The organism is Sphingomonas plantiphila, assembly GCF_046000505.1.
GTDB lineage: Bacteria > Pseudomonadota > Alphaproteobacteria > Sphingomonadales > Sphingomonadaceae > Sphingomonas > Sphingomonas plantiphila.
In genome coordinates, this window is record NZ_JBELQC010000001.1 from 1425649 (window position 1) to 1450191 (window position 24543).

Genomic DNA, 24543 nt, shown 5'->3' on the forward strand with positions numbered 1-24543 from the left:
TGCGCTTGGATGTTATGTTGTAACTTTCCTGGCCGCTGTCTATATCGCGCGCATGGACCAGGTCCTTGCGGCACGATTCTCGGCCCCCCGATTCTGGGAGCAGGTCGATCTGCGCTTCGATCGCGTCGCGATCGGGCTGTCGAGCCTGTGTCTGGCACATTGCCTCGCGACCACGGTGCTGCTCGCACTCGCTTCGGCCGCGGGCGCGCTGATGCACCCGCTGATCCATGAAGTGGGGCTGATGCTGGCGATCCTGTTCGGCATCGTCGCGCTGGGGCGCGGGATCATGAAGCATGGCTATATGATGCCGGCGGCGGTGGGCGCGTTCGGCCTCGGCATGATGGCGGGCGCGCTGACGCTGCCGCATGGCGGGCAGGAGATCATGTGGACGGTGGTCGGCGTCGCCATCCTCGCGCTCGGTCACGACCTGAATCGCCGCGCGACCTACTGAGCCGGCCGCTTGCCGCTGACCGTGGTCGGGCTTACATCTGCACTATGCACGCGCACGATCATCACGAACATAAGGGCGCCGATCTTGCCGTCGCCGCCCAGACCACGCTGGAAAAGGCCGGCGAGCAATGGACCGCGATGCGCGCTTCGATCTTCGAAGTGCTCGCGGGGTTCGACAAGCCTGCCTCTGCCTACGACATCGCCGAAGCGGTGTCGAAGCGTGAGGGACGGCGCGTCGCCGCGAACAGCGTCTATCGCATTCTCGACCTGTTCGTGACCGCGAATCTCGCGCGACGGGTCGAAAGCGCGAATGCATATGTCGCCAATGCGCATCCCGATTGCCTGCACGACTGTATCTTCCTGGTGTGCGATTCGTGCGGCAACACCACGCATCTCGACGACGATTCGATTACCCGCACGGTCCGCTCGGCGGCGAAGGGCGCGGGCTTCTCGCCCGAACGTCCGGTGATCGAAGTGCGCGGCAAATGCGCCGATTGCGACTGAAGCCACTGCGTTGAACCCGGTCGAGCTTGCCGCGGCGGCGCTGGGGCTGGTCAATGTCGCGCTGGTGGCCCGGCGCAGCCTGTGGAACTACCCCTTCGGCGTAGCGATGGTCGCGCTCTATTTCTTCGTGTTCGCCGATGCGAAGCTGTACAGCGACGCGCTGCTCCAGATCTTCTTCCTCGTGATCCAGCTTTACGGCTGGTGGAACTGGAGCCGCAGCGATCGGGTCGATCATGGCGTGGCGGTCGGCCGATTGTCCAATCGGGCGCGGGTATTCTGGCTTGTCGGCACCGCCCTGGCGAGCGCGTGCTGGGGAACAGGGATGGCCAGCTTCACCGACGCCGCGGCGCCCTATACCGATGCGACGGTGGCGGGGATGAGCATCGCCGCGCAGATCCTGCAATCGCAGCGCCGGTTCGAAAGCTGGGTGCTGTGGATCGCGGTCGACTGCCTCGCCATCGGCCTGTTCTGGAGCCGGGGGCTCCATCCGACGGCAATCCTCTATGCGATCTTCCTCGGCATGGCGATCTGGGGTCTGTTCGCCTGGCGCGCGAAGCTGGGTGCGGCGCGGTGACGCGCGGGTTCCTGCTCGGCAAGTTCATGCCGCCGCATGCTGGCCATCTGACGCTCGCGCGCGCGGCGCGGGCGATGGTCGACCGGCTGACCGTGCTGGTCTGCTGGCTTCCCGACGATCCGATCCCCGGTGCGCTGCGGCTCGCGTGGATGCGTGAACTGCTGCCCGATTGCGATGTGATCGGGCATGGCGCGCCGGTGCCGCAGGCGCCTGAAGACAGCATCGATTTCTGGCCGATCTGGCGCGATATCGTCCGCGCGGCGCATCCCGACCCGATCGACCTGCTCTTTGCCGGGGAGGGCTATGGCAAGAAGCTGGCCGAGGAGGTAGGGGGCACGTTCGTGCCGCTGGGCGGCCGCATCATGGCGGCGGACCCGTGCGGGATCGGCGGCCTGTCGGGCAGCGCCGTGCGCGCCGACCCGTGGGCGTACACTGGCTTCCTGCCCGGCCCGGTGCGCGCGCATTATACGCGCACGGTCGTGCTTCACGGGGTCGAGAGCACCGGAAAATCGGTGCTGGCCGAGCGGCTGGCGCGGCATTTCGGCACGGTCTGGGTGCCCGAATATGGCCGGGCGCAGGCCGAAGTGCACGGCGTGGGGATGGACGCGGCCGATCTGACCCTGATCGGCGAGGCGCAGAGCGCGACGATCGCGGCGTGGAAGCGCTGGGCGACGCGTTTCCTGTTTGCCGACACCGACGCGCTGATGACTGCGGCCTGGTCGCGGATGATGCTGGGGCATGCCCCCAGGGCTTTGATGGAGCACCCGCGCGCGGACATCTACCTGCTGCTCGAGCCCGATGTCGCCTGGGTCGACGACGGCACCCGCATCTATGGCGCCGATGCGAGCCGGAGCCGGTTTGCGGCGCTATGTCGTGATGTGCTCGACGAAGCGGGGGTGCGCTGGATCGCGATTCGCGGCGATTGGGACGCACGGTTTGCTGCCGCCGTGGCGGCGGTCGAGGCGATGGAGCGCGATTGACGCAACGGCACAGCCGCCTTTCACGCATTGCTCACCTTTTGCTCATGATTGCCCGCGGTGCCCGGTGTCAGGCGTTGGACAGGTTCAACGCGCTGGAGTAAATGCGGTCGAATGTCCGAACTTCCAAAGACGCCGCTGCTCGATACCGTCGAAACGCCGCACGACCTTCGCAAACTCAAGCCGTCCCAGTTGCGCCAGCTCTCCGACGAGCTTCGCGCCGAGACGATCAGCGCGGTCGGGACCACCGGCGGGCACCTTGGCTCCGGCCTCGGCGTGGTCGAGCTGACCGTCGCGATCCATTATGTGTTCGACACGCCCGCGGACCGGCTGGTGTGGGACGTGGGCCATCAATGCTATCCGCACAAGATCCTGACGGGGCGCCGCGACCGGATCCGCACCTTGCGCCAGGGCGGGGGCCTCAGCGGCTTCACCAAGCGCAGCGAGAGTGAATATGATCCGTTCGGCGCGGCGCACAGCTCGACCTCGATCTCGGCGGCGCTCGGCTTTGCGGTGGCGAACAAGCTCGCCGGTACCGACGGACGCGGCATCGCGGTGATCGGCGACGGCGCGATGAGCGCGGGCATGGCCTATGAGGCGATGAACAACGCCGAACAGGCGGGCAATCGCCTGATCGTCATCCTCAACGACAACGACATGTCGATCGCGCCGCCCGTCGGCGGGCTCTCGGCCTATCTCGCGCGTGTCGTCTCCTCGTCCGAATATCTCGGCCTGCGCAGCCTCGCCAGCAAGATGGTCCGCAAACTCTCGCGCCGCGTTCACAGCGCTGCCTCGAAAACGGAGGAGTTCGCGCGCGGCATGGTGACCGGCGGAACGCTGTTCGAGGAACTGGGCTTTTATTATGTCGGCCCGATCGACGGCCATAATCTCGATCATCTCATTCCGGTGCTCGAGAATGTCCGCGACGCGAAGGAGGGCCCGGTGCTGGTCCATGTCGTGACGCAGAAGGGCAAGGGCTATGCCCCCGCCGAGAACAGCGCCGACAAATATCACGGCGTCCAGAAATTCGACGTGATCACCGGCGCGCAGGCGAAGGCGCCTCCGGGCCCGCCATCCTATCAGAATGTGTTCGGCGAAACGCTGGCCAAGCTCGCCGAGACCGACCCGAAAATCTGCGCGATCACCGCGGCGATGCCGGGCGGCACCGGTGTCGACAAATTCGCCAAGGCGCATCCCGATCGCGCCTTCGACGTCGGCATCGCCGAACAGCATGCGGTGACCTTTGCCGCGGGTCTCGCGGCGCAGGGAATGCGGCCGTTCTGTGCGATCTACTCGACCTTCCTCCAGCGCGCTTATGACCAGGTGGTGCACGACGTCGCGATCCAGAACCTGCCGGTCCGCTTCGCGATCGACCGGGCCGGGCTGGTCGGGGCCGACGGCGCGACCCATGCCGGCAGCTTCGACGTCACCTATCTGGCGACGCTGCCCAATTTCGTGGTGATGGCACCCGCCGACGAGGCGGAACTGGTGCATATGACCAAGACCGCGGTGGAGCATGACAGCGGGCCGATCGCCGTTCGCTACCCGCGCGGCAACGGCATCGGCGTTGCCCTGCCCGAGGTCCCGCAAGTGCTCGAGATCGGCAAGGGCCGGGTGGTGCGCGAGGGCAAGAAGGTCGCGATCCTGTCGCTCGGCACGCGGCTGGGCGAAGCGCTCAAGGCCGCCGATACGCTCGAGGCCAGGGGGCTGTCGACCACCGTCGCCGACCTGCGCTTCGCCAAGCCGCTGGACGAGGCGCTGATCCGGCGCCTGCTCGCGACGCACGAGGTCGCGGTAACGATCGAGGAGAACGCCGTCGGCGGTCTTGGCGCGCATGTCCTGACGCTGGCGAGCGACGACGGGCTGATCGATGCGGGGCTGAAGCTGCGCACGATGCGCCTGCCGGATCGCTTCCAGGATCAGGACAAGCCCGAGGCGCAATATGACGAAGCGGGGCTGAACGCGCCGCATATCGTCGATACCGTGCTGAAGGCGCTGCGCTGGAACGAGAACGAGGTCGGCGCGACCGCCTGACCCGGACCGGTCAACCGTTCTTCCGAACAGCCTGCGTCCTAAGCGCGGGCTGATGCTGCGCGCTTAAACCCCGTAAGACGAACCCGATCGTGAGACTTGTATCGGCGCTGCGCGCGGCCGAGCGATGCGGCCCTTCGGCGAGCCGCCGCCAACCCTGACACCCCCCTGGCGGCGCATCGGCGCCCATTCGTCGCACGATGCCCGGCTGGAATCGGGAAAGATTCGTGCGCGCCGCCGCCCGGCCCGCCGGCAGCCTCCTATCATAGTCTCGACGTTCCACGGCTGGCTGTGGGGCGGGCACATGTCGAACACGCTCGGAGAGGGGATCTGGGCTGACGTCTTTCAGGGTGGACAATTATACGCATGAACAAGCATCTTCTTCTCGTCGCCGCCGCGCCGCTGGCGCTGATCGTCCCGGCTGCTGCTGCGGCAGCGCACGCTCCGATGAACGCTGACTCCGCTCCGACGGCCGACGAGCCGACGGAGTCGCAGGCGCCCGCGCGCGAGGTGTTCACGACCGGCGTCGCCAAGGGCCGCGACCCGCTCGACAGCGCGACCTCGACCAGCGTGCTCAAGGCCGACGAGATCGAGAAGCTGGGCGCGCGCAGCCTGGCCGAAGTGCTGCGCAACATTCCGGGCATCCGCACCGAAAGCTCGACCGGCGACGGCAACTCCAACTACACGATCCGCGGCCTTCCGCTGGCATCGGGCGGCTCCAAGTTCATGCAGATCGAGGAGGATGGCCTGCCGGTCCTCGAATTCGGCGACATCTTCAACCTCGCGTCGGACATCTTCATCCGCTACGACTTCAACGTCGGCCAGATCGAGGCGATCCGTGGCGGTTCGGCCTCCAGCTTCGCGTCCAACTCGCCCGGCGGCGTGATCAACCTGATCTCGAAGACCGGTGACGTAGAAGGCGGCGCGATCGCCGTCAGCACCGGCCTGGACTATGACCACAAGCGGATCGATTTCGATTACGGCATGAAGCTCAGCGACACGCTGCGGATGCACATCGGCGGCTACTACCGCAGCGGCGAAGGTCCGCGCGACATCGGCTTCAACGCGTTCAAGGGCGGCCAGCTCAAGTTCAACGTCACCAAGGACTTCGCCAGCGGCTATGTACGGCTGCACGCAAAGTGGCTCGACGATCGCTCGCCGCAGTATGTGCCCGTTCCCGTCAAGATCACCGGCACCAACGACAACCCGGACTATGCATCGTTCGCCAATTTCGACGTCCGGCGCGATTCGATGCTGTCGAGCAACATCAACACGCTGGTCACGCGTGACGGCGCCAACAACCCCGCCGCCTACAACACCAGCGACGGCATGCACGCGCTCGTCAAGGCGGTCGGGCTGGAATCGCAGTTCGACGTGGCCGGATGGACGATCACCGAGCGTTTCCGCTATTCGGACATTTCGGGCAGCACGCTGCGCAACCAGATTTACTCGCTGTTCTCGGGCGCGGCGCTTCCCGCCCCCGCCGGCGGCGCCGGCGGCACGCTAAGCTACGCCAATGGTCCGAACGCCGGCACGGTGATCGCCAACCCGGCAACGCTGAACGGCAACGGCATCGTGGGCAACATGCTGCTTGTCCGCGTCAACGCCAACGCGCTCGACAATGTCAGCAACGATCTGCGCGCGTCTCGCGTGTGGGAAGTCGGCGGCGGCAAGCTGACCACGACGGCGGGCGTGTACAAGTCGCTCCAGACCATCGATACGACCTGGCTCTACACCAACACCTTCCAGGAAGTTCTGGGCGGGGGTCGCGCGGCGCTCCTCAACGCGACCAGCGCGACGGGTACCCCGCTCACGCAGGACGGCTATGCCGCATTCGGTCTCAACGTCACCGGCGCTCCCGGCGTGTATCGCCGTGCCTATGACGTCGATTACAACGTCACGGCACCCTATGGCTCGCTCAACTTCCACATTGGTCCGGTCGCGATCGGCGGCAGCGTGCGGTACGATATCGGCAAGGTGCGCGGCCGCATCTTCGGCAGCGACCTGGGCGGCGGACGCGTTGGTGCCAGCCCGTTCGATTTCAACAATGACGGCGTGATCTCCCCCGCCGAAGGGCGCACCGATGCGTTGCCGCTGACGCGGCCGGCGCCGGTCAATTACGACTATGACTATGTCAGCTACTCGACCGGAATCAACTGGCGCCTTGCCGAGCCGCTCGCGGTGTTCGTCCGCTACAGCAAGGGCGCGCGCGCCGGCGCCGACAAGATCCTGTTCACCCGCTCAGTCAGCACGACCGATGGCAGCCTGGTCGAGCCGGGCGCGGCCTATGACACGGTGACCCAGCTGGAAGGTGGCTTCAAATATCGCGCCGCCAATGCGACATTGAACGTCACCGGCTTCCTCGCCGACACGACCGACCGGAACATTCAGGGCGGTACCGGCCTCGAAATCCTGCGCGACTATCGCGCTTATGGTGCCGAGGTCGAGGCGAGCTATCGCACCGGTCCGTTCAGCGTCACCGGCGGGCTGACCTACACCAGCGCGGAAATCCGTTCGGACAGCCTCAACCCGGCGGTCAACGGCAACACGCCGCGTCACCAGCCTGACTTCATCTATCAGGTGACGCCGCAATATCAGTCCGAACTGGCGACGGTCGGGTTCAACCTAGTCGGCACGACCAGCAGCTATGCGCAGGATACCAACGGGCTCAAGATGCCGGGCTTCGCGGTGGTCAACGCCTTCCTTCAGTTCCGTCCGGTCGACCGGGTGCAGCTGATGCTGAATGCGAACAATCTGTTCGATACGCTCGGCTTCTACGACATCGCCCAGAGCGCCGTCCCGGCCAATGGCATCGGTTGGGGGCGTGCGGTCAACGGGCGCACCGTCTCGACCTCGCTTCGCTTCGACTTCTGACGGGTCCTGGCCGGGAGGCTTCGTGCATCCCGGCCACTACCCCCTGATAATTGGAGCCCGGACGGAAAAATGAACATGCTCAAGTCGCTCAAAATCCCGCGCAAACTGGGGCTTTCGTTCCTGATCATCTGCGCGTCTGCCGCGGCGATGATGGCGGTGTTCTTCTCGAACATCTCTATGATCCGGTCGGTGACCGACGCCAGCAGCGCGGCACAGAGCCGCTATGCCAAGGCGCTGGCGCTGGAAACCGCACTGCTGCGGCAGAACAGCCAGATGCGCGGCTATCTCGTCACCGGGGACAAGAGCTATCTGAAATCCTATGAGGAAGGGCGCGTCGATTACGACAAGGCGTCGGTCGAGCTCGAGGCGGAACTGACCGATCCCAAGCTGCGTGAGGCAGTGCAGGTGTCGCGCAAGGAAACGCTCGACTGGCGCGCCAAATGGGGCGACCGACTGATCCAACGCGTCGATGGCGGCGATCTTGCCGGCGCGCAGGCCGAAGTTCAGGCGGCGGGCAAGGCGGTGCTGGTCAGCGCCGCGGTCCTGCCGCTGCGCGACGTGCGCGATGCCGAAATGGCGGCGATCGAAGCGGGCATGGCGACGCAGAAAAGCGCGATGGATACCGCGACGACGGTGCTGGTCATTGGCGGCGTCGGGTTGATCGCGCTTGCCATCGCGCTGGCCTGGCTGCTCAGCCGCGCGATTGCCACGCCGATCTCGGCACTGACCGGGACGATGAGCACGCTCGCAGCGGGCCGCAACGAGGTCGACGTCGACGGCACCGATCGCGCGGACGAGCTGGGCGACATGGCGCGCGCCGTGCTGGTGTTCCGCGACGCGGCGGTTGCGAAGCAGGCGACCGATGCCGCCGCGGCCAAGGCAGAGGCCGAGCAGAAGATGGTGGTCGAGATCGTCTCGGCCCAGCTGTCCGAACTGGCCGACGGCAATCTGACCGCTGAGATCCATGCCGATTTCCCGGCCGACTACGCCGCAGTGAAGGCGAATTTCAACGCTGCAGTGAGCAGCCTGCGCGGCCTGATCGCGTCGGTGATGGAGGCGACCGCGTCGATCCATACCGGATCGGGTCGTATCGCCGAAACGTCCGAAGACCTCGCCCGCCGGACCGAGGCGAATGCGGCGAGTCTCGAACAGACCTCGGCGGCGATCGTCCAGATGGATCAGCGTCTCAAGACCACGGCATCGGCGGCGAGCGAGACCGTCGAGCGCGCGAATGGCGCGATCGGCACCGTTGCCAATGGTCGCTCGGTCGCGGAGGAAGCGGTGTCGGCCATGGGCCGCGTCGCGGAAAGCGCGAAGGGCATCGACAGCGTGATCGAGGGCCTGGACAAGATCGCGTTCCAGACGCGCGTGCTCGCGATGAACGCGGCGGTCGAGGCGGGCCGCGCGGGTGAGGCAGGGCGTGGCTTCGCCGTCGTCGCCGATCTCGTCTCCGCCCTCGCCATGCGGGCGGAAGAAGAGGCGGGCCGTGCGCGCGACCAGCTGACCGCGACGCAGACCGATATCGTCGCTGCGGTCGACATGGTGCAGAAGGTCGATCTCGCGCTCGTCGATATTTCGAGCGATGTCGGCGAGGTGCACTCGCTGCTCGACCGGATCGCGCAGGACAATCAGGCCCAGTCCTTCGCCATCACCGAAGTGAGCGCGGCGATCGGGACGATGGACCAGTCCACCCGCCAGACCAGCACGATGGTCGAGGAAAGCTCGGCGGCGGCGCGCAATCTGGCGAACGAGGTGACCTACCTGTCGGATCAGGCGGGACGCTTCACGGTCGGTTCGGATGCCGGCGGGGCGATGCGCCCCAGCCCAGTCCACGCGATGCAGGATCGCGTCGCCCGGTCGATGGGGACGAACGCCTGGGAAGCGGCGTGATCGGGGAAGGCCGCCGTACCTGCCGCACCCTTCCAGTGTCGAATCGGTCGCAAGGCCGTGCGCCCATGGCGGGAGCGGTCGCATGAACATGATGGTACGGGTGCCGGCGCACGGCGAGTTGCGGCGTCAGTCGCGTATCGCGCGCGCGCTCGGCTCACCCTTTGTGGCGGCGGTGCTGGAGGCGGGCGACCGTCAGCTGCATCACGGGCCACGCACCAGCGACCTGGTCCGGAACTGGCCCGACGATCCCTCGGCTGCGGCGCTGGCGATGCGTTTCAACGCGGCGCTGCATGCGCTTGCACGGCGTGGCGACATCCCGGCGCTCAGTGCGCTGTATCGATCGGGACATGGCGATCTCGACGATGTGATCGCGCGGACACTGGCGGCGCAGGACGGCTTCATCGCGCGCTGGATGCAAACGCCCACCCAGACGAATGAGGTCGCGCGGGCGGCTGCATTCGCGGCGGCGCTGATGCTCTTGCGGCGTGAAACCGGCATGCCTGCCGAACTTCTGGAGATCGGCTCGAGCTGCGGGCTGAACCTCAATCTGGCGCGCTACGCCTATGATCTGGGCGGAACCCCGGCGGGCGATTGGGATTCGCCGGTGAGGATTCGCCCGGACTGGCGGGGCGAATCGCCTATGGGCGCGCCGCTCGAGGTGATCGACGCGCGCGGGGTCGATCTCAACCCGCTCGACGCAGGTGACCCGGGCGCGCGGGCGCGTCTGCTGGCGTTCGTATGGGCCGATCAGCCGCGCCGGATCGAGCGGCTGAAGGCCGCGCTTCGGGTGGCCTGCGCATACCCGCCCCAGGTCGATCGTGCCGATGCGACGCTCTGGCTGCCCGACCGGCTCGCCGAGGCGCAGCGGCCGGGTGTCTGTCGTGTCGTCCTGCATTCGATGGTGCTGCAATATCTCGGCGCGGCGAATCGCGCGGCGGTGGTCGACGCGATCGAAGCCGCCGGGATGCAGGCGACCGACGCGCGTCCGCTGGCGCGGATCGGCTTCGAATGGACCCCGGCGCGTGACGAAGTGCACCTCAGCCTGACGCGTTGGCCCTCCGGCGAGCGGCGCGTGCTCGCCGTCTGCCACCCCTATGGCGACTGGATCGACTGGCGCGGTTGAACGCGCGTAGAATTGTGCGCAACATCTGCTCGACGACGTTGCGCGCGACCCGCGTCACGCCCCCTTGCGCGGACTGCGATTCCCGGCATAGTTAGCGCTAACATCAAGCGCGGCGCCATGTCGTGCATCAGGAAGAGGAGAGGGCGTTGACCAAAACCACGGCGGCGCAGGCCAATATAGGCCTGATCACCGCGATCGTCGCAGTGGCCACGATCGGGGGGCTGTTATTCGGCTATGACAGCGGTGCAGTGAACGGGACCCAGGAGGGGCTCAAGACTGCTTACACGCTCGATGATGCGGGGCTCGGCTTCACCGTCGGGTCGCTGCTGATCGGTTGCACGGCCGGCGCGTTCCTCGCCGGGCGGCTTGCCGACCTGATGGGTCGGCGCAACGTGATGATGCTGGCGGCCGTGCTGTTCCTGATCGGCGCGCTGATCCAGGGTTTCGCCCCCTCGCAGCCGATTTTCGTCATGGCCCGCATCATGGGCGGCATGGCGGTCGGCGCGGCGAGCGTTCTGTCGCCCGCCTATATCTCCGAAGTGGCGCCCGCCAATATCCGCGGCCGGATGACCACGGTGCAGCAGATCATGATCATCACCGGCCTCACCGCCGCGTTCGTGGTCAATTACTATCTGGCGCAAAGCGCGGGCAGTTCGACCAGCGGGTTCTGGCTGGGCTTGGAAGCGTGGCGCTGGATGTACCTGATGCAGTCGATCCCGGCGGCGGTGTTCCTCGTCGCGCTGATCTTCATCCCGGAAAGCCCGCGCTATCTGGTGTCGAAGAAGCGCGAGGACGAGGCGATGAAGGTGCTGACCAGCCTGTTCGGTGCCGACACGGCGGCGCGCAAGCTGGTGGAGATCCGGGAAAGCTTTTCCGCCGACCATCGCCCGCGCCTCGCCGACCTGATCGATCCGGTGAAGGGCGGGGTGCGCGGCATCGTGTGGGCGGGCCTGCTGCTCGCGGTGTTCCAGCAGCTCGTCGGCATCAACGTGATCTTCTATTACGGCGCGACGCTGTGGCAGCTTGCCGGGTTCACCGAGAATGACGCGCTGCTGATCAACATCGGGTCTGGCGTGGTATCGATCCTCGCCTGTTTCGTTACCGTGCTGCTGGTGGACAAGATCGGCCGCAAGCCGCTGCTGATGGCCGGGTCGCTCGGCATGACGGCGACCTTGTTCGCGATGGTCTATGCGTTCAGCCAGGGCTCGCTCGATGCCGACGGTCAGCTTGTGCTGTCACCGCAGCTCGGCATGCTCGCGGTGATCGCAGCGAACCTCTACGTGATCTTCTTCAACGTCAGCTGGGGCCCGGTGATGTGGGTGATGCTGGGCGAGATGTTCCCCAACCAGATTCGCGGATCGGCGCTTGCCGTGGCCGGCTTTGCGCAATGGGGATCGAACTATCTGATCGCGCAGACCTTCCCGATCATGGCGTCGGGCCTCGGCCTCACCGTGACCTACAGCTTCTATGCTGTCTGTGCGGCGATCAGCTTCTTCCTGGTCCGTGCCTTCATCAAGGAAACTGCAGGGCGCGAGCTGGAGGAAATGGAAGGCTGAACGCGTTTCGGGCTACAGGGGGCGGGGCGGGGGTAACTCCCCGCCCCTTTTCTTTGGTCTCACGCCGCCGCGCAGGCTTTGCGGATATAGTCGCCGTGGTCGGGCATGTAATCGACCGACGCGCGCACGGCGCCGGCGATATGGGCCAGACGGTCGCGCGTCTCCGCCTCGCTGATCATCTCGACCACCGGGTCGTGCCGGTTCCACCGCATCCCCTGACCCACCATCACCGCAAACCAGCTCGTGTCGTTGAACAATTCATCATGTTCTCGGAAACATCTCCCCGAGCTTTCGAACACACGCATTTTCTCGGCGAGCCGCTCGGGAATCGGCATTGTCCGGCAATAGTTCCAGAAGGGCGAATCGTCCCGCTCCGTCGCGTGATAGTGGAGGACGAGGAAGTCGCGGATGAATTCGCTCTCTTCGATCATCAGGCGGTTGTAGCGAGCGCGCTCGGCCTCGGCGAAGCCGGTGTCGGGGAAATTCGACAGTAGCCGCGCGATGCCGGTCTGGATCATCCAGATGCTGGTCGACTCGAGCGGTTCCATGAAGCCCGACGACAGCCCGATCGAAACGCAATTGCCCTCCCAAAAGCGCTCGCGATGCCCGGTGGTGAAACGCAGGAAGCGGGGATCGGCCAGCGCCTCTCCGTCCAGATTGGCGAGCAAGGTAGCCGCCGCCTCGTCGTCGCCGATATAGTCGCTGCAATAGACCATGCCGTTCCCGGTGCGGTGCTGCAACGGGATGCGCCATTGCCAGCCCGCGCTGCGCGCGGTGGACCGGGTGTACGGCGTGAGCGGTCCGGGGGCCGATGCGCAGGGCACCGCGACCGCGCGGTTGCAGGGCAGGTGGGTCGACCAGTCGATATAGGGGACGCCAAGCGCCTTGCCGATCAGCAGGCCGCTGAACCCCGAGCAATCGATGAACAATTCCCCGGTAACGCGCGCGCCGGAATCGAGCGCGACTGCGGCGATATGGCCGCTTTCGCTATCGCGCTCGACATCGACGATCCGTCCCTCGACGCGTTTGACCCCAAGGCCTTCGGCGATCTCGCGCAGATAGAGCGCATAGAGCCCCGCATCGAGATGATAGGCATAGGCGATCCCCGAGAGCGGCGAATTGCCGGCATCGACCGGGGGCATGAAGCGGTTCGCGCGTGCGGCGCTCGCCATCAGCGAAAAGGCGTCGATATCGGCGAACTGCGGCTCGTGCGCCAGCCGCTGCCAAAAGGCGTGAAACGAGACACCCTCCATATCGATGCCGTATTTGCCGAACGGATGGAAATAACGGCGACCGAGCGCGCCCCAGTCGACGAACTCGATCCCCAGCTTGAAACTGCCTTTGGTCCGTCGGATGAACTCGCCTTCTTCGATCCCGAGAAGTCGATTGAACGTACCCATCTGGGGGATGGTAGCCTCGCCGACGCCGACGGTCCCGATTGCGTCCGATTCGACCAGCGTGATGGTGGCGTAATCGCGTCCCAGTACCCGCGCCATCGCTGCGGCGGTCATCCAGCCTGCGGTTCCGCCGCCCACGATCACGATCGATCGAACCCGTTCCGCCACCTGTCGCTCCCCCATTATGCTGCAGGGACATTCCTGCAACATCCACGTCATTTTCTTTTCTGGTAGCGCACAACATATCTTGCCGAAAGTCTCACGTTGTCATAAGACAGGTGAATGTTAGCGCTACCTTATGGAGCGCTACTGGGCAGAAGGGCCGGTAAGGCTCTCGAAATAGGAGGGGTGGATGTCGAATTGGCGGAAGCGTGCGCGCGCCGAGGGCCTGAATGGCCGCGCGACTTGGGGAATCGGAGTTTCGACGGCGGCGCTGATGACAGCGTTCGCGATGCCGGCCGAGGCATATGCGCAGGCCGCGCCGGCGGACGAGGCGCAGGATGCGCCGGCCGATCCGGACACCGTTGTCGTTACGGGTTTTCGTGAATCGCTGCAAAGCGCGCAGACGCGCAAGCGCACGTCGGATACGATCGTTGATTCTGTAACGGCCGAAGATATCGGCGCGCTGCCCGACCGGTCGGTCACCGAAACGCTTCAGCGCATCCCGGGCATCTCGATCAACCGCTTCGCGGCCGGCGTCGATCCCGATCACTTTTCGGTCGAGGGTTCGGGCGTGGTCGTGCGCGGCCTTACCTATGTCCGTTCCGAGTTCAACGGTCGCGAGGCATTCACCGCCAATAACGGCCGTGCGCTGAGCTTCGCTGACGTTCCGTCCGAGCTGCTTGGCGGCGTCGACGTGTTCAAGAGCCCTTCGGCGGATCGCGTCGAAGGCGGCATCGCCGGCGTCGTCAACCTGCGCACGCGACTTCCCTTCGACAAGAAGGGCTTCGTGATGGCGGGGTCGCTGGAACTCAACTATTCGGACTTCGTCGAGAAGGCGTCGCCGACCGCAGCATTTGTCGTCAGCAATACCTGGGATACGGGGATTGGTGAGATCGGTCTGCTGGGGAGCGTTTCCTATTCGCAGCTGTTTTCGCGTGCAGATCGCTTCCAAGTGTCGAGTTTTCGCGTTCGTCCGATCTATTCGGACGGCACGCGCACCGATGTCGTTCCGTTCGGCACCGCGACCCAGCAGGGCAGCGGCCTGTTCCCGCGCGGCGCGGTGATCGGCACGCAGGAGTTCGAGCGTCGCCGGTTCGGCTATGCCGCCGCCGCCCAGTGGCGCAGCAACGATCGCCGCGCCGAAGCGACCTTCCAGTTCCTGCGCTCCGACGCACGCCAGGCGTGGACCGAGCACACGATCGAGATCGCGACCGACAACGTCGAATCGAACGGTGACTCGCGCGCCCGCGACGGCACGTCGATCCTGTTCGACTCCTCCGGACTGTTCGAGAGCGGCGTCATCACCGGCCCGACCGGCTGGCGCGACGACCAGAACACCGCGGGCAACATCCGCACCCCGGCGTTCGGCCTGCAGTCGAACAACATTCGTCGCGACCATGACGAGCGCGCGGTGACCGACGACTATTCGGTCAACTTCCGCTATCAGGTCGCCGACAATCTCAGCATCAGCGCCGACTACCAGCATGTCGATTCGTTCGTCGACATCATGGATAACGGCCTGTGGACGTCCTCCTATCAGGACGTCGGGATCCGGCTGAACGGAAGCGATCTGCCGACGGTGGACTTCCGCGCGCCCCAGAACTGCCCGAGCCTGCCCTGCACGGGCACACCGGGCGGCTCGGCCGACTATCCGGCCTATTACTCGGGCACGAACAACACGTTCGCGTCGCCCTTCAACAGCTTCTACCGCTCGGCAATGGACCATATCGAGGCGAGCACGGGCAATTCCGATGCCTTCCGCCTCGACGCCGAACTGTCGTTCCCGGACGATGGCTTCCTGAAGTCGGTCCGCGTCGGCGGTCGCTACGCCGATCGCGATCAGGTCGCGCGCTTCTCGACCTATAACTGGGGTCGTCTGAGCGAGCAGTGGGGCAATGGCGGCCCGGTGTGGCTCGACGATCCGGTCGACAATGTTCAGGGTGGAAGCGGCGGCGCTCCGCTCCAGGGCTATGAGCAATTCTGCTTCAACAATTTCTTCGGGGGCTCGGTCAGCAATCCGCTGAACGGCCAGTGCCGCCCGTTCTACAACAGCAACACGACCACCCCGTCGGGCTATCTTGCCTATATCGACTATGCGAACCGCATCAACCGTGAGTGGGAGCCGACGACGACCGGGCCGAACGGCCAGATCATCAATGGCGGCTGGCGCTCGCTGGCGGATCGCCCGAACGCGATTGCGGGCAGCCCGTTCACGCCGGGCGAGATCAATCCGCAGCGCGAGGTCAACAAGGCCGCGTACATCATGCTGCGCTTCGGCAACGAGTTCGGCAACGGCATGAATCTGAGCGGCAATGTCGGGGTGCGCTACACCACGACCAACCGCAAGTCGGAGGGCTTCGTCGAATTCCCGTTCCCGACCGATCTGCCGACCGATGCCACGTGCCAGGAATCGATCAACAACGTGCTGTCGGGCGCCGGCGCGACGGTGAATGCGCTGTGCGCACTCTCGCCCGCTCAGCTGACGCAGATCACCAATTATCTGAACGGTGCGATCGTCCCGAACAATTTCGACCTGGACTATGATTACTGGCTGCCCAGCCTCAACCTGAAGCTGGAAGTCGGCGGCGGTCTGCAGTTCCGTGCCGCCTATTCGAAGGGCGTTTCGCCGCCCTCGCTCGGCCTGGTGCGCAACTATTTCCCGGTCGGCGTGACCGCTCGGCCCCAGGTCGACGCGAACGGCAACCAGGTTCCGATCGTCGTCACGCCGGTGGCACCGGGAACGGGTTCGTTCGGCTCCGACGGTGTCATCGCGCCCGGGCAGGTGTCGATCCAGGGCACGTTCAACGCGGGCAATCCCGAACTGCTTCCGACCGAGGCGGACAGCTTCGACCTGACCGCGGAATGGTATTTCTCGCGCGTTGGTCAGCTGACGGCATCGTTGTTCTACAAGGAACTGCACAATGTGCTGACCAACAGCACCGTGCGCCGGACCTTCAGCAACAACGGCGAGACGTTCGAGGCGGTCGTCACCACCCCGATCAACTCGCCGGAAGTCGGCAAGATCAAGGGCTTCGAAATCGCCTACCAGCAGGTGTATGATTTCCTGCCCGGCCCGCTCAAGGGGCTCGGCCTGCAGGCGAACTACACCTATGTGTCGAGCGATGGCGTGCCGCAGAGCACCCTGTCCGAGACCGATCCCGATGTGGCCGCCGGCCGTCAGCCGACGATCACCGGCGACAACTTCCCGCTTCAGGGGCTGTCGAAGCACCAGTTCAACATCACCCCGTTCATCGATATCGGGCCGCTGTCGGCGCGTGCATCGTACAGCTGGCGCTCGCGCTATCTGCTGACGCTGCGCGACGTGATCACGCCGTTTGATCCGATCTTCCAGGAAGCCTATGGCCAGCTCGACGCATCGATTACGCTGTCGATCACCCCGCAGCTGAAGTTCGGCATCCAGGGGGTCAACCTGACCAACTCGACCACCAAGACGAGTGCGGCGGTGACCGATCAGAATGGCGACATCCGGCTCGTCCCGCGCGGCTGGTACATGAACGACCGCCGCGTCACGGGCATGCTCCGCTACAGCTTCTAATCACAGGTCTTCCCAACCTCCCGGCCGTCGCCCTCCCAGGCGGCGGCCTTTTTTCTGTGCATGGCGCGTATGGTCTTCACGCCGCGCAGCGCGGGCGTTCGCCAGACGGGCACGGCCGTACGGGCGATGCTGCGCAGCATCGCCCGTGCGGAGAGGGGGCAATTCGATAGGAGAAGCGCGCGACGCGCGCGTGATCAGGCCACCGCTTTGGTCGTGGCAAACAGCCGGATCAGTTCGTCGCGCATCGGCTTGGGCCGGAACGCGCTGTCATAGGGGCAGCAGCGCTGCGGCAGCCCGTCCTTGCGCGGTGCGAACCCCTGCAGCCAGCTATATTTGTCGACCATGCCCCAGGCGAGCACGTCGCGCAGCTGCGGATAGGACAGCATCAGCTCCATATAGGCGCGCAGATAGGCCACGACGCCGGCATCGCGCACCGCCGGATCGCCGGGCAGCGCATTGTCCTTTACGTCGAGCTCGGTGATGATCAGCTTGTAGCCCATGCCGACGGCTTCATCGATGAAGGCGCGCCATTCGCGCTCCTGTCGCGGGCCGAGCCCGGTCTTGGGGTCGAGCGTGAACATCTCGATATGGCTCTGGATCCCGAGCGTATCGACCGGCACCCCGCGCTTGCGGAAGCCTTCGAGCAGCTTGAGCACGCCGGCGCGATGCTTCTCGTTGCCCGGCTCCCAGCTCATATAGTCGTTATAGACCAGCTCGGCGTCGGGCGCCTGCGCACGCGCGGTGTGGAAGGCGAAGTCGAGCGCGGGCTCGACCCCGCCGAACGCCTTGGACAGAGAGGTTTCGACCAAGCCCGATGTTTCAGGGTCGACCGCCTCGTTGACTACGTCCCAGCTGCGAATGCTGTCCTTGTAACGCCCCATCACGGTGCGGACATGATCGCCCAGCAGCTTTTCCCCCGCTGTCTTCGGCGCGGAGCCGAAGTCGTGATCGTTGAGCCAGGCCGGAAACCATTTCGGTCGATGCCACAACAGCGTGTGGCCGCGCATATCGAGCCCCTTGCTGCGCGCCCAGCCGACCATCGCGTCGAGCCGGTCGAAGCGATACTCGGTCGCCGAGGGGCGGATCGACTGCCACTTCATCTCGTTCTCGGGGACGATCAGCCCGCATTCGCGCTCGACCACCTCGGCATAGGCAGGGTTGTTGAACGAACCGGCATCGGCGCCCGGCGGTGCCCAGGCGACCGCGCTGCCGAAGCGGCGCCCGCCCGTCTTCGCAGCGGCATGGATGGTCGACGCTGCGTCCCGCGCGCGTGCCGGAAGCGCGGCGGCAAGGGGGAGGGCGGCAAGCCCGGTCAGCGTCTGGCGGCGGGTCGGGGTCATGGACATGCTCCTTGGCTCACCAATCGTGCATCGTGCCGTCCTCGCGACGGTTCACGGGCAGATAGGCGCGTTTGTAGGGGAAGGTTGCGGCGCGATCCTCGTCCAGATCGACTCCCAGGCCGGGGGCGTCGCCGGGGTGCATCAATCCGGCTTCGAAGCTGTAGGCGTGGGGGAAGACCGCGTCGGTGTCATCGGTGTGGCGCATATATTCCTGCACCCCGAAATTGGGCACCGACAGCCCGAAATGCAGCGCCGCCGCCATCGTTACCGGCGACAGATCGGTCGCGCCGTGACAGCCGGTGCGCACATTGTGCAGGTCGGCAAACGCGGCGATCCGGCGCAAATGCGTGATGCCGCCGGCATGCACCACGGTGGCGCGGATATAGTCGATCAGCTGTTCCTCGATCAGCGTCTTGCAGTCCCAGATCGCGTTGAACACCTCGCCCACCGCGAGCGGGGTGGTGGTGTGCTGGCGGATCAGGCGGAAGTTCGCCTGGTTCTCCGCCGGGGTCGAATCCTCGATCCAGAACGGGCGGTAGGGCTCAAGGTCCTTGCCCAGCCGCGCCGCCTCGATCGGGGTCAACCGATGGTGAACGTCGTGCAGTAGATGCACGTCCCACCCCAGTGCCTCGCGCGCGGCGGCGAACAGCGGCGGGACCGAGCGGAGATATTTCTCGCTCGACCACATATTCTCGGTCGGCAGATCGGCGTCGGCGGGTTCGTAGAAATAGCGGTCCTTGCTGACGCCATAGGTCGAGGCGAGGCCCGGGACGCCCGATTGCAGCCGGATCGCCCTGTACCCCTGGCGCTGGTAATCGAGCGCGGCCTCGATCGTATCCTCGATCGTCGCGCCATTGGCATGGCCATAGACCATGCACCCCTCGCGCATCGCCCCGCCGAGCAGCTGGTGGAGTGGCAGCCCGGCGATCTTTCCCTTGATGTCCCACAGCGCGGTATCGACGGCGGCGATCGCGCTCATCGTCACCGGGCCGCGCCGCCAATAGGCGCCCTTGTAGAGATACTGCCAGATATCCTCGATCCGGTGCGCGTCGCGGCCGATCAGGCAGGGGACGACATGATCCTCGAGATAGCTCGCCACCGCCAGCTCGCGCCCGTTGAGCGTGGCATCGCCCAGGCCGGTCGTGCCGTCGTCGCATTCGACCTTGAGCGTGACGAAATTGCGCCCGGGGCAGGTGACGATGACGCGCGCGGAGACGATCCTGGGCATGGTACCTCAGACGATGGTGAGCAGGGTGGATTGGAGCGATGCGGAACTGTTGCCGACGCGGATATCGACGTCGCCCGGCTCGACCGTCTCGCGCATCGTCGCATCCCAGAGCGCGAAGGTCTCCGCGGGAAGGGTGAAGCGCACCGCGCGCGTTTCGCCCGGTTCGAGCGTCACCCGCTTGAACCCCTTGAGCTGAAGCACTGGCTGGGTCACCGATGCGGTGCGGCGGCTGATATAGAGCTGTACCACTTCGTCGCCCGCTCGCGCGCCCGTGTTGCGCACCACGACCTCGACCGTGACGCTGCCGTCGCGTGCCATCGTCGGCGACGACAGCGTCGGCGCTCCGATCGCGAAGCTGGTGTAGCTGAGGCCGTGGCCGAACGGGAACAGGGGCGACTTGTCGGCGAAGAGGTAGCCGCGCCGCGCCGACGGCTTGTGATTGTAGAAGAAGGGGATCTGTCCGGAATCGCGGATCACCGTGACCGGCAGCTTGGCGCCGGGATTGACGCGACCGAACAGCGCCTCTGCCATCGCGGTGCCGCCTTCCTGCCCGGGATACCAGCATTCGAGCACGGCGTTGGCCTTGCCGACCACTGCGGGCCAGCTTGGCGGGCGGCCGTTGATCGCGGCGATCACCAGCGGCTTGCCCAGCGCGGCCATTGCCGCGACCAGCTCATTCTGCTCACCGACGAGATCGACACGGGTGCGGTCGCCGAGATGGTTCTTGGCGAAGCCCTCGCGGCTGGTCTGTTCGGTATCGCCGATCGCCAGCACGATCGCGTCCGCGCCCTTCGCGATCTCGACCGCCTGCGCGATCAGCTCGCGGTTCTTCACGGGATCGGCGAGCAGGATCTCGTCCGCCGACCGGTCTTCGCTCTGCGTGATGAACACGCCCTGCGCGGTGAGCAGTTCGACGCGGTCGCCGACCAGCGTGCGCAGCCCCTCGATCAGGCTGACGGTCTGTTTCGGGACGCTCGAATAGCCGCCCAGCCGCGCGATCGCGTGGTTTGGGCCGATCACGGCGAGCTTGCGGACCTTGTCTTCCGCGAACGGCAGCGTCCCGTCATTGGTGAGCAGGCACAGCGACTTGCGCGCCGCCTCGAGCGCCAGCGCGCGGGCTTGCGGGTTGCCGGTGATGCGCTCGGCGAGCGTCGCGTCGCCATAGGGATTTTCGAACAGGCCGGCGCGGAACTTGAGGGCGAGCATGCGCGCCACCGCGCGGTCGATCGCCGCGACCGCGACCTTGCCCGCCTTCACCTGATCGACCAGCGTGCGATAGGCCGCGCCGTCGGGCAGCTCGCTGTCGACGCCGGCCGCCAGCGCGAGTCGCGCCGTCTGTTCGAGATCGGCGGCGATATGGTGGATCGTTTCCAGCTCGTTGACCGCGCCGTAATCGCTCGAGATCAGCCCGTCGAAGCCCCACTCGCCGCGCAGGATGTCGCCGAGCAGCCAGGTATTGGCATGGCTCGGCACGCCGTCGATCTCGTTATAGCTCGGCATCACCGCGGCGATCGACGTGCGCTTCACGATTTCGCGGAACGGCGGGAAGAAATATTCGCGCAGCTCGCGCTCGGACAGTTGCGCGGGGCCGACATTGACGCCGCTCTCGGGCTGGCCGTGGCCGGTCATGTGCTTGAGCGTCGCATAGACCTTGCCGGGGGCGAGGCGATCGAACTTGCCCGGCCCTTGCAGCCCCTCGACCGCCGCAACGCCCATCTCCGCGACGAGATAGGGGCATTCGCCGAACGTCTCCTCGATCCGTCCCCAGCGCGGGTCGCGCACGATATCGACCACGGGGGAGAGGACGTAGGGCACGCCGCGCGCGCGTGTCTCGCGCGCGATCACCGATTGCACGCGGCGCATCAGGTCGCGGTCGAACGTTCCGGCCAGCCCGATCGCCTGCGGGAACATCGTCGCGTCGGTCGCCATATAGCCGTGCAGCGATTCCTCGTGGAACAGGACCGGGATGCCGAGCCGGGTATCGTTGAGCGCCCAGCGCTGCATCGCGTTGACGAACTCGACCGTCTGGCGCGGGGTGCGCCAGCGCGCGGCGGTGCCGCCCGAAGCACCGGTGATCCCCGGCACTCCGCGCTTGTCCGACGGGCGGGTGACATGGCCGATCCCGTGGGGATAGGCGGCGCTCGCCTTGACGGGGTTGAAGGCAAGGTCGTCGATCACTTCGGCCTTGCGCGCCCAGATGGCAATCATCTGGCCGACCTTCTCCTCCAGCGTCATCCGCCCGAGCAGGTCGGCGACGCGGGCGGGGATCGGGGCGCGTGCATCCTTGTAGAGCGGCGCGGCGAGCGCGTGGGCGGCCGGGGCGAAGCTGACTGCGACGGTCGCGGCGGAGGCGTGTCCCAGCAGGCGGAGGGCGGCGCGGCGGTTCATGGGGTCACCTTCAGCGTGACGGTCTGCAGCGTCGCGGAATCGGCGCCGGTCATGATGTCGAACTCGCCCGGTTCGATCACCCGTTGCATGTCGATATTCCACATCCGGAACGCGTGGGGGCCGAGCGTCAGCTTGACCGTCCGCGTCTCGCCGGGCTTGAGCGTGACGCGGCGGAATGCCTTCAATTCCTTGACCGGACGGGTGACGCTGGCGACCTTGTCGCGCAGATACAGCTGCACCACCTCGTCCCCCTCGCGCGCGCCGCTGTTGGTCACATCGACCAGCACATCGACGCTATCGCCCGCATTGATCGACGGGGTGGACAGGCGCGGAGCGGACAGGGTGAAGCGGGTGTAGCTGAGGCCGTAGCCGAACGGGTAGAGCGGCGCGGTGGTATCGAACAGATAGCCGCGCTGCGCGCTCGGCTTGACGTTGTAGGTCATCGGCAGCTGGCCGACATGGCGCGCGACCGTCACCGGCAGCTTGCCGCCCGGATTGACCCGCCCGAACAGCGCATCGGCGATGGCATGGCCCTGCTGTTCGCCGCCATACCAGGTTTCGAGGATCGCATCGGCCTCGGCGGCGATCTTCGGATAGGATGGCGGGCGGCCGTTGACGAGAACGACGACGAGCTTCTTGCCCAGCGCCTTCATCGCGTCGAACAGCTCAAGCTGCTCGCCGACCAGATCGAGGCTGGCGCGGTCGCCGAGATGCGCGTCGGCCCACGCTTCGCGGCTGGTCTGTTCGGTGTCGCCGATGAACAGCAGGATCGTGTCCGCGCCTCGCGCCGCCTCGACCGCCTGCGCGATGCGCTGGCGGTTCTGCGCGGGGTCGGCCAGCTTGACTTCGTCCTCCCACCAATCGTCGCCCTCGGTGATCTTCACGCCCTGGGCGTGGACGATCGTTGCCTTGTCGCCGACGAGCGCGCGAATGCCCTGGAGTGGCGTCACCGTCTCCGGCGGAATGCCATAATAGCCGCCCAGCCGCGCGACATCGGCGTTGGGACCGATCACCGCGATCGTCTGCTGCCGATCGAGCGAAAGCGGGAGCGCACCACCTTCGTTCTTGAGCAGCACGAAGGATTTCGCGGCTGCCTTGCGTGCCAGCGCGACCGATTCCGGGCTGTGATTGACCTTCGTGTCGGCGAGCTTCGCGTAAGGCGTCTCGAACAGTCCGGCGCGGAACTTGATGCTGAGCATGCGCGCGGCGGCGGTGTCGATCGCCGACTGGCTGACCTCGCCCTTGCGGACCAGATCGATCAGCGTCGTGTAGGCAGTCGCGTTCGGCAGCTCGCTGTCGACACCGGCGGCGAGCGCGCGCTTGGCGGCTTCGGCATTGGACCCGGCGATATGGTGGAGTCCGGCCATCTGCTCAATCGCATAATAGTCGCTCACCACCGCGCCGGGAAATTTCCACTCGCCACGCAGCACGTCGCCCAGCAGCCATTTGTTGGCATGGCTCGGGACGCCGTCGATCTCGTTGTAGCTCGCCATCACCGCCTCGACCCCGGTGCGGGTGACGACCGCTTCGAAGGGCGGGAAGAAAATCTCGCGCAGCGTGCGCTGGGCGATCGGCGCCGGACCGATATTGGTGCCGCTTTCGGGCTGGCCGTGCCCGGTCATGTGCTTGAGAGTCGCGAACACCTTGCCGGGCGCCAGCGTGCGCGCGCGGTTCAGCCCCTGAAGCCCCTCGACCGCGGCGACGCCCATTTCGGAGACGAGGTGCGGGTCCTCGCCGAACGTCTCTTCGATCCGTCCCCAGCGCGGATCGCGCGCGACGTCGACCACGGGGGAGAGGACGAGATGGACGCCGCGAGCACGCACCTCGCGCGCGACAGCGGCGTTGATCTCGCGCACCAGATCGGGGTCCCAGGTCGAGGCGAGCCCGATCGCCTGCGGGTAGCTGGTCGCATCCTGCGCGGCGAGGCCGTGCAGCGCCTCCTCATGGAACAGCACCGGGATGCCGAGCCGCGTGTCCTCGACCGCCCATTTTTGGACTGCGTTCACATAGGCGATGCTTTCGGCGATGCTGCGCGGCGGATTAACGCGCGGCGAACCCGGCCCCTTGCGGTCCGATGGGCGCGCAAGCTGTCCGATGCCGTGCGGATGCTTCGCTGTCGCCCTGGCGGGATCGAACCGGTCCTGCGCGCCCTGAATCTCGACCTTGGTATCCCAGACCGAGGTGATCTGGGCGATCTTTTCCTCCAGCGTCATCCGCGCGAGCAGGTCGGCGACGCGCGTTTCGAGCGGGAGCCTGGCATTGCGATAGGGGGCGTCGGCAGGCGGGCGCCGTGTATCCTCCTCCATGGCGGCGGGTGGACTTGCCACGACCGCAGGCGTGACCGCACCGCTCGCCAGCAACAGGGCGATCCACGCCTTCCGCATCCGATACTCTCCCATCCGAGCCGCAAAATCGGCCTTTATTGTTAGCGCTAACATGATATGACGCTGTCGAGCTTGTCAACCCGCGACCGGTCAGCAATCGGACCGGCGC

Annotated in this window: 15 protein-coding genes; 10 read left to right on the forward strand and 5 right to left on the reverse strand. The window is 66.1% G+C overall.

What is annotated here, in order from left to right; translation table 11 throughout:
• Positions 1-52: 52 nt before the first annotated feature.
• The 9 genes from ABS767_RS06725 to ABS767_RS06765 all read left to right on the forward strand — a co-directional run bounded on the left by ABS767_RS06725 (position 53) and on the right by ABS767_RS06765 (position 11979).
• The gene (locus ABS767_RS06725) at positions 53-451 is read left to right on the forward strand and encodes a MerC domain-containing protein (protein WP_408077579.1); all 399 of its coding nucleotides are present in this window, start codon (positions 53-55) and stop codon (positions 449-451) included.
• 44 nt (positions 452-495) lie between these two features.
• A complete protein-coding gene (locus tag ABS767_RS06730) occupies positions 496-954 on the forward strand; it encodes a Fur family transcriptional regulator (protein WP_408077580.1) in 459 nt (152 codons plus the stop codon).
• A gap of 10 nt (positions 955-964) precedes the next feature.
• Positions 965-1528, forward strand: a complete 564-nt coding sequence (pnuC, locus tag ABS767_RS06735; protein WP_408077581.1) for a nicotinamide riboside transporter PnuC — start codon at positions 965-967, stop codon at positions 1526-1528.
• Positions 1525-2508, forward strand: a complete 984-nt coding sequence (locus tag ABS767_RS06740) for an AAA family ATPase (protein ID WP_408077582.1) — start codon at positions 1525-1527, stop codon at positions 2506-2508. The genes pnuC and ABS767_RS06740 overlap by 4 nt, the downstream gene beginning before the upstream one ends.
• Before the next feature lie 111 nt (positions 2509-2619).
• Positions 2620-4539: a 1-deoxy-D-xylulose-5-phosphate synthase gene (dxs, locus tag ABS767_RS06745; protein WP_408077583.1), complete on the forward strand. Its 1920-nt coding sequence runs from the start codon at positions 2620-2622 to the stop codon at positions 4537-4539.
• Between the two features lie 363 nt (positions 4540-4902).
• Positions 4903-7410, forward strand: a complete 2508-nt coding sequence (locus ABS767_RS06750) for a TonB-dependent receptor domain-containing protein (RefSeq protein ID WP_408077584.1) — start codon at positions 4903-4905, stop codon at positions 7408-7410.
• Between the two features lie 75 nt (positions 7411-7485).
• Positions 7486-9300, forward strand: coding sequence for a methyl-accepting chemotaxis protein (locus ABS767_RS06755; RefSeq protein WP_408077585.1), 1815 nt, complete (start codon positions 7486-7488; stop codon positions 9298-9300).
• Positions 9301-9382: 82 nt separating this feature from the next.
• Complete coding sequence (locus ABS767_RS06760; protein WP_408077586.1) at positions 9383-10423, forward strand: DUF2332 domain-containing protein; 1041 nt, start codon at positions 9383-9385, stop codon at positions 10421-10423.
• 146 nt (positions 10424-10569) lie between these two features.
• Entirely contained in the window at positions 10570-11979 is a 1410-nt protein-coding gene (locus ABS767_RS06765) for a sugar porter family MFS transporter (RefSeq protein WP_408077587.1), read from the forward strand.
• Positions 11980-12038: 59 nt separating this feature from the next.
• On the opposite strand, the gene ABS767_RS06770 is transcribed toward ABS767_RS06765, so the two are convergent.
• Complete coding sequence (locus ABS767_RS06770; RefSeq protein ID WP_408077588.1) at positions 12039-13544, reverse strand: tryptophan halogenase family protein; 1506 nt, start codon at positions 13542-13544, stop codon at positions 12039-12041.
• A gap of 184 nt (positions 13545-13728) precedes the next feature.
• Between ABS767_RS06770 and ABS767_RS06775 the strand changes: the two genes are divergently transcribed.
• Entirely contained in the window at positions 13729-17094 is a 3366-nt protein-coding gene (locus ABS767_RS06775; RefSeq protein WP_408077589.1) for a TonB-dependent receptor, read from the forward strand.
• A 194-nt stretch (positions 17095-17288) separates the two neighbouring features.
• On the opposite strand, the gene ABS767_RS06780 is transcribed toward ABS767_RS06775, so the two are convergent.
• The 4 genes from ABS767_RS06780 to ABS767_RS06795 are packed head-to-tail and all read right to left on the reverse strand — an operon-like array spanning position 17289 to position 24434.
• Entirely contained in the window at positions 17289-18434 is a 1146-nt protein-coding gene (locus ABS767_RS06780; protein ID WP_408077590.1) for an endo-1,4-beta-xylanase, read from the reverse strand.
• 16 nt (positions 18435-18450) lie between these two features.
• Entirely contained in the window at positions 18451-19662 is a 1212-nt protein-coding gene (gene manD, locus ABS767_RS06785; RefSeq protein ID WP_408077591.1) for a D-mannonate dehydratase ManD, read from the reverse strand.
• Positions 19663-19668: 6 nt separating this feature from the next.
• Complete coding sequence (locus ABS767_RS06790; protein ID WP_408077592.1) at positions 19669-22050, reverse strand: glycoside hydrolase family 3 N-terminal domain-containing protein; 2382 nt, start codon at positions 22048-22050, stop codon at positions 19669-19671.
• Positions 22047-24434: a glycoside hydrolase family 3 N-terminal domain-containing protein gene (locus ABS767_RS06795; RefSeq protein ID WP_408077593.1), complete on the reverse strand. Its 2388-nt coding sequence runs from the start codon at positions 24432-24434 to the stop codon at positions 22047-22049. Before ABS767_RS06795 ends, ABS767_RS06790 begins: the two co-directional genes overlap by 4 nt.
• Between the last annotated feature and the right edge of the window lie 109 nt (positions 24435-24543).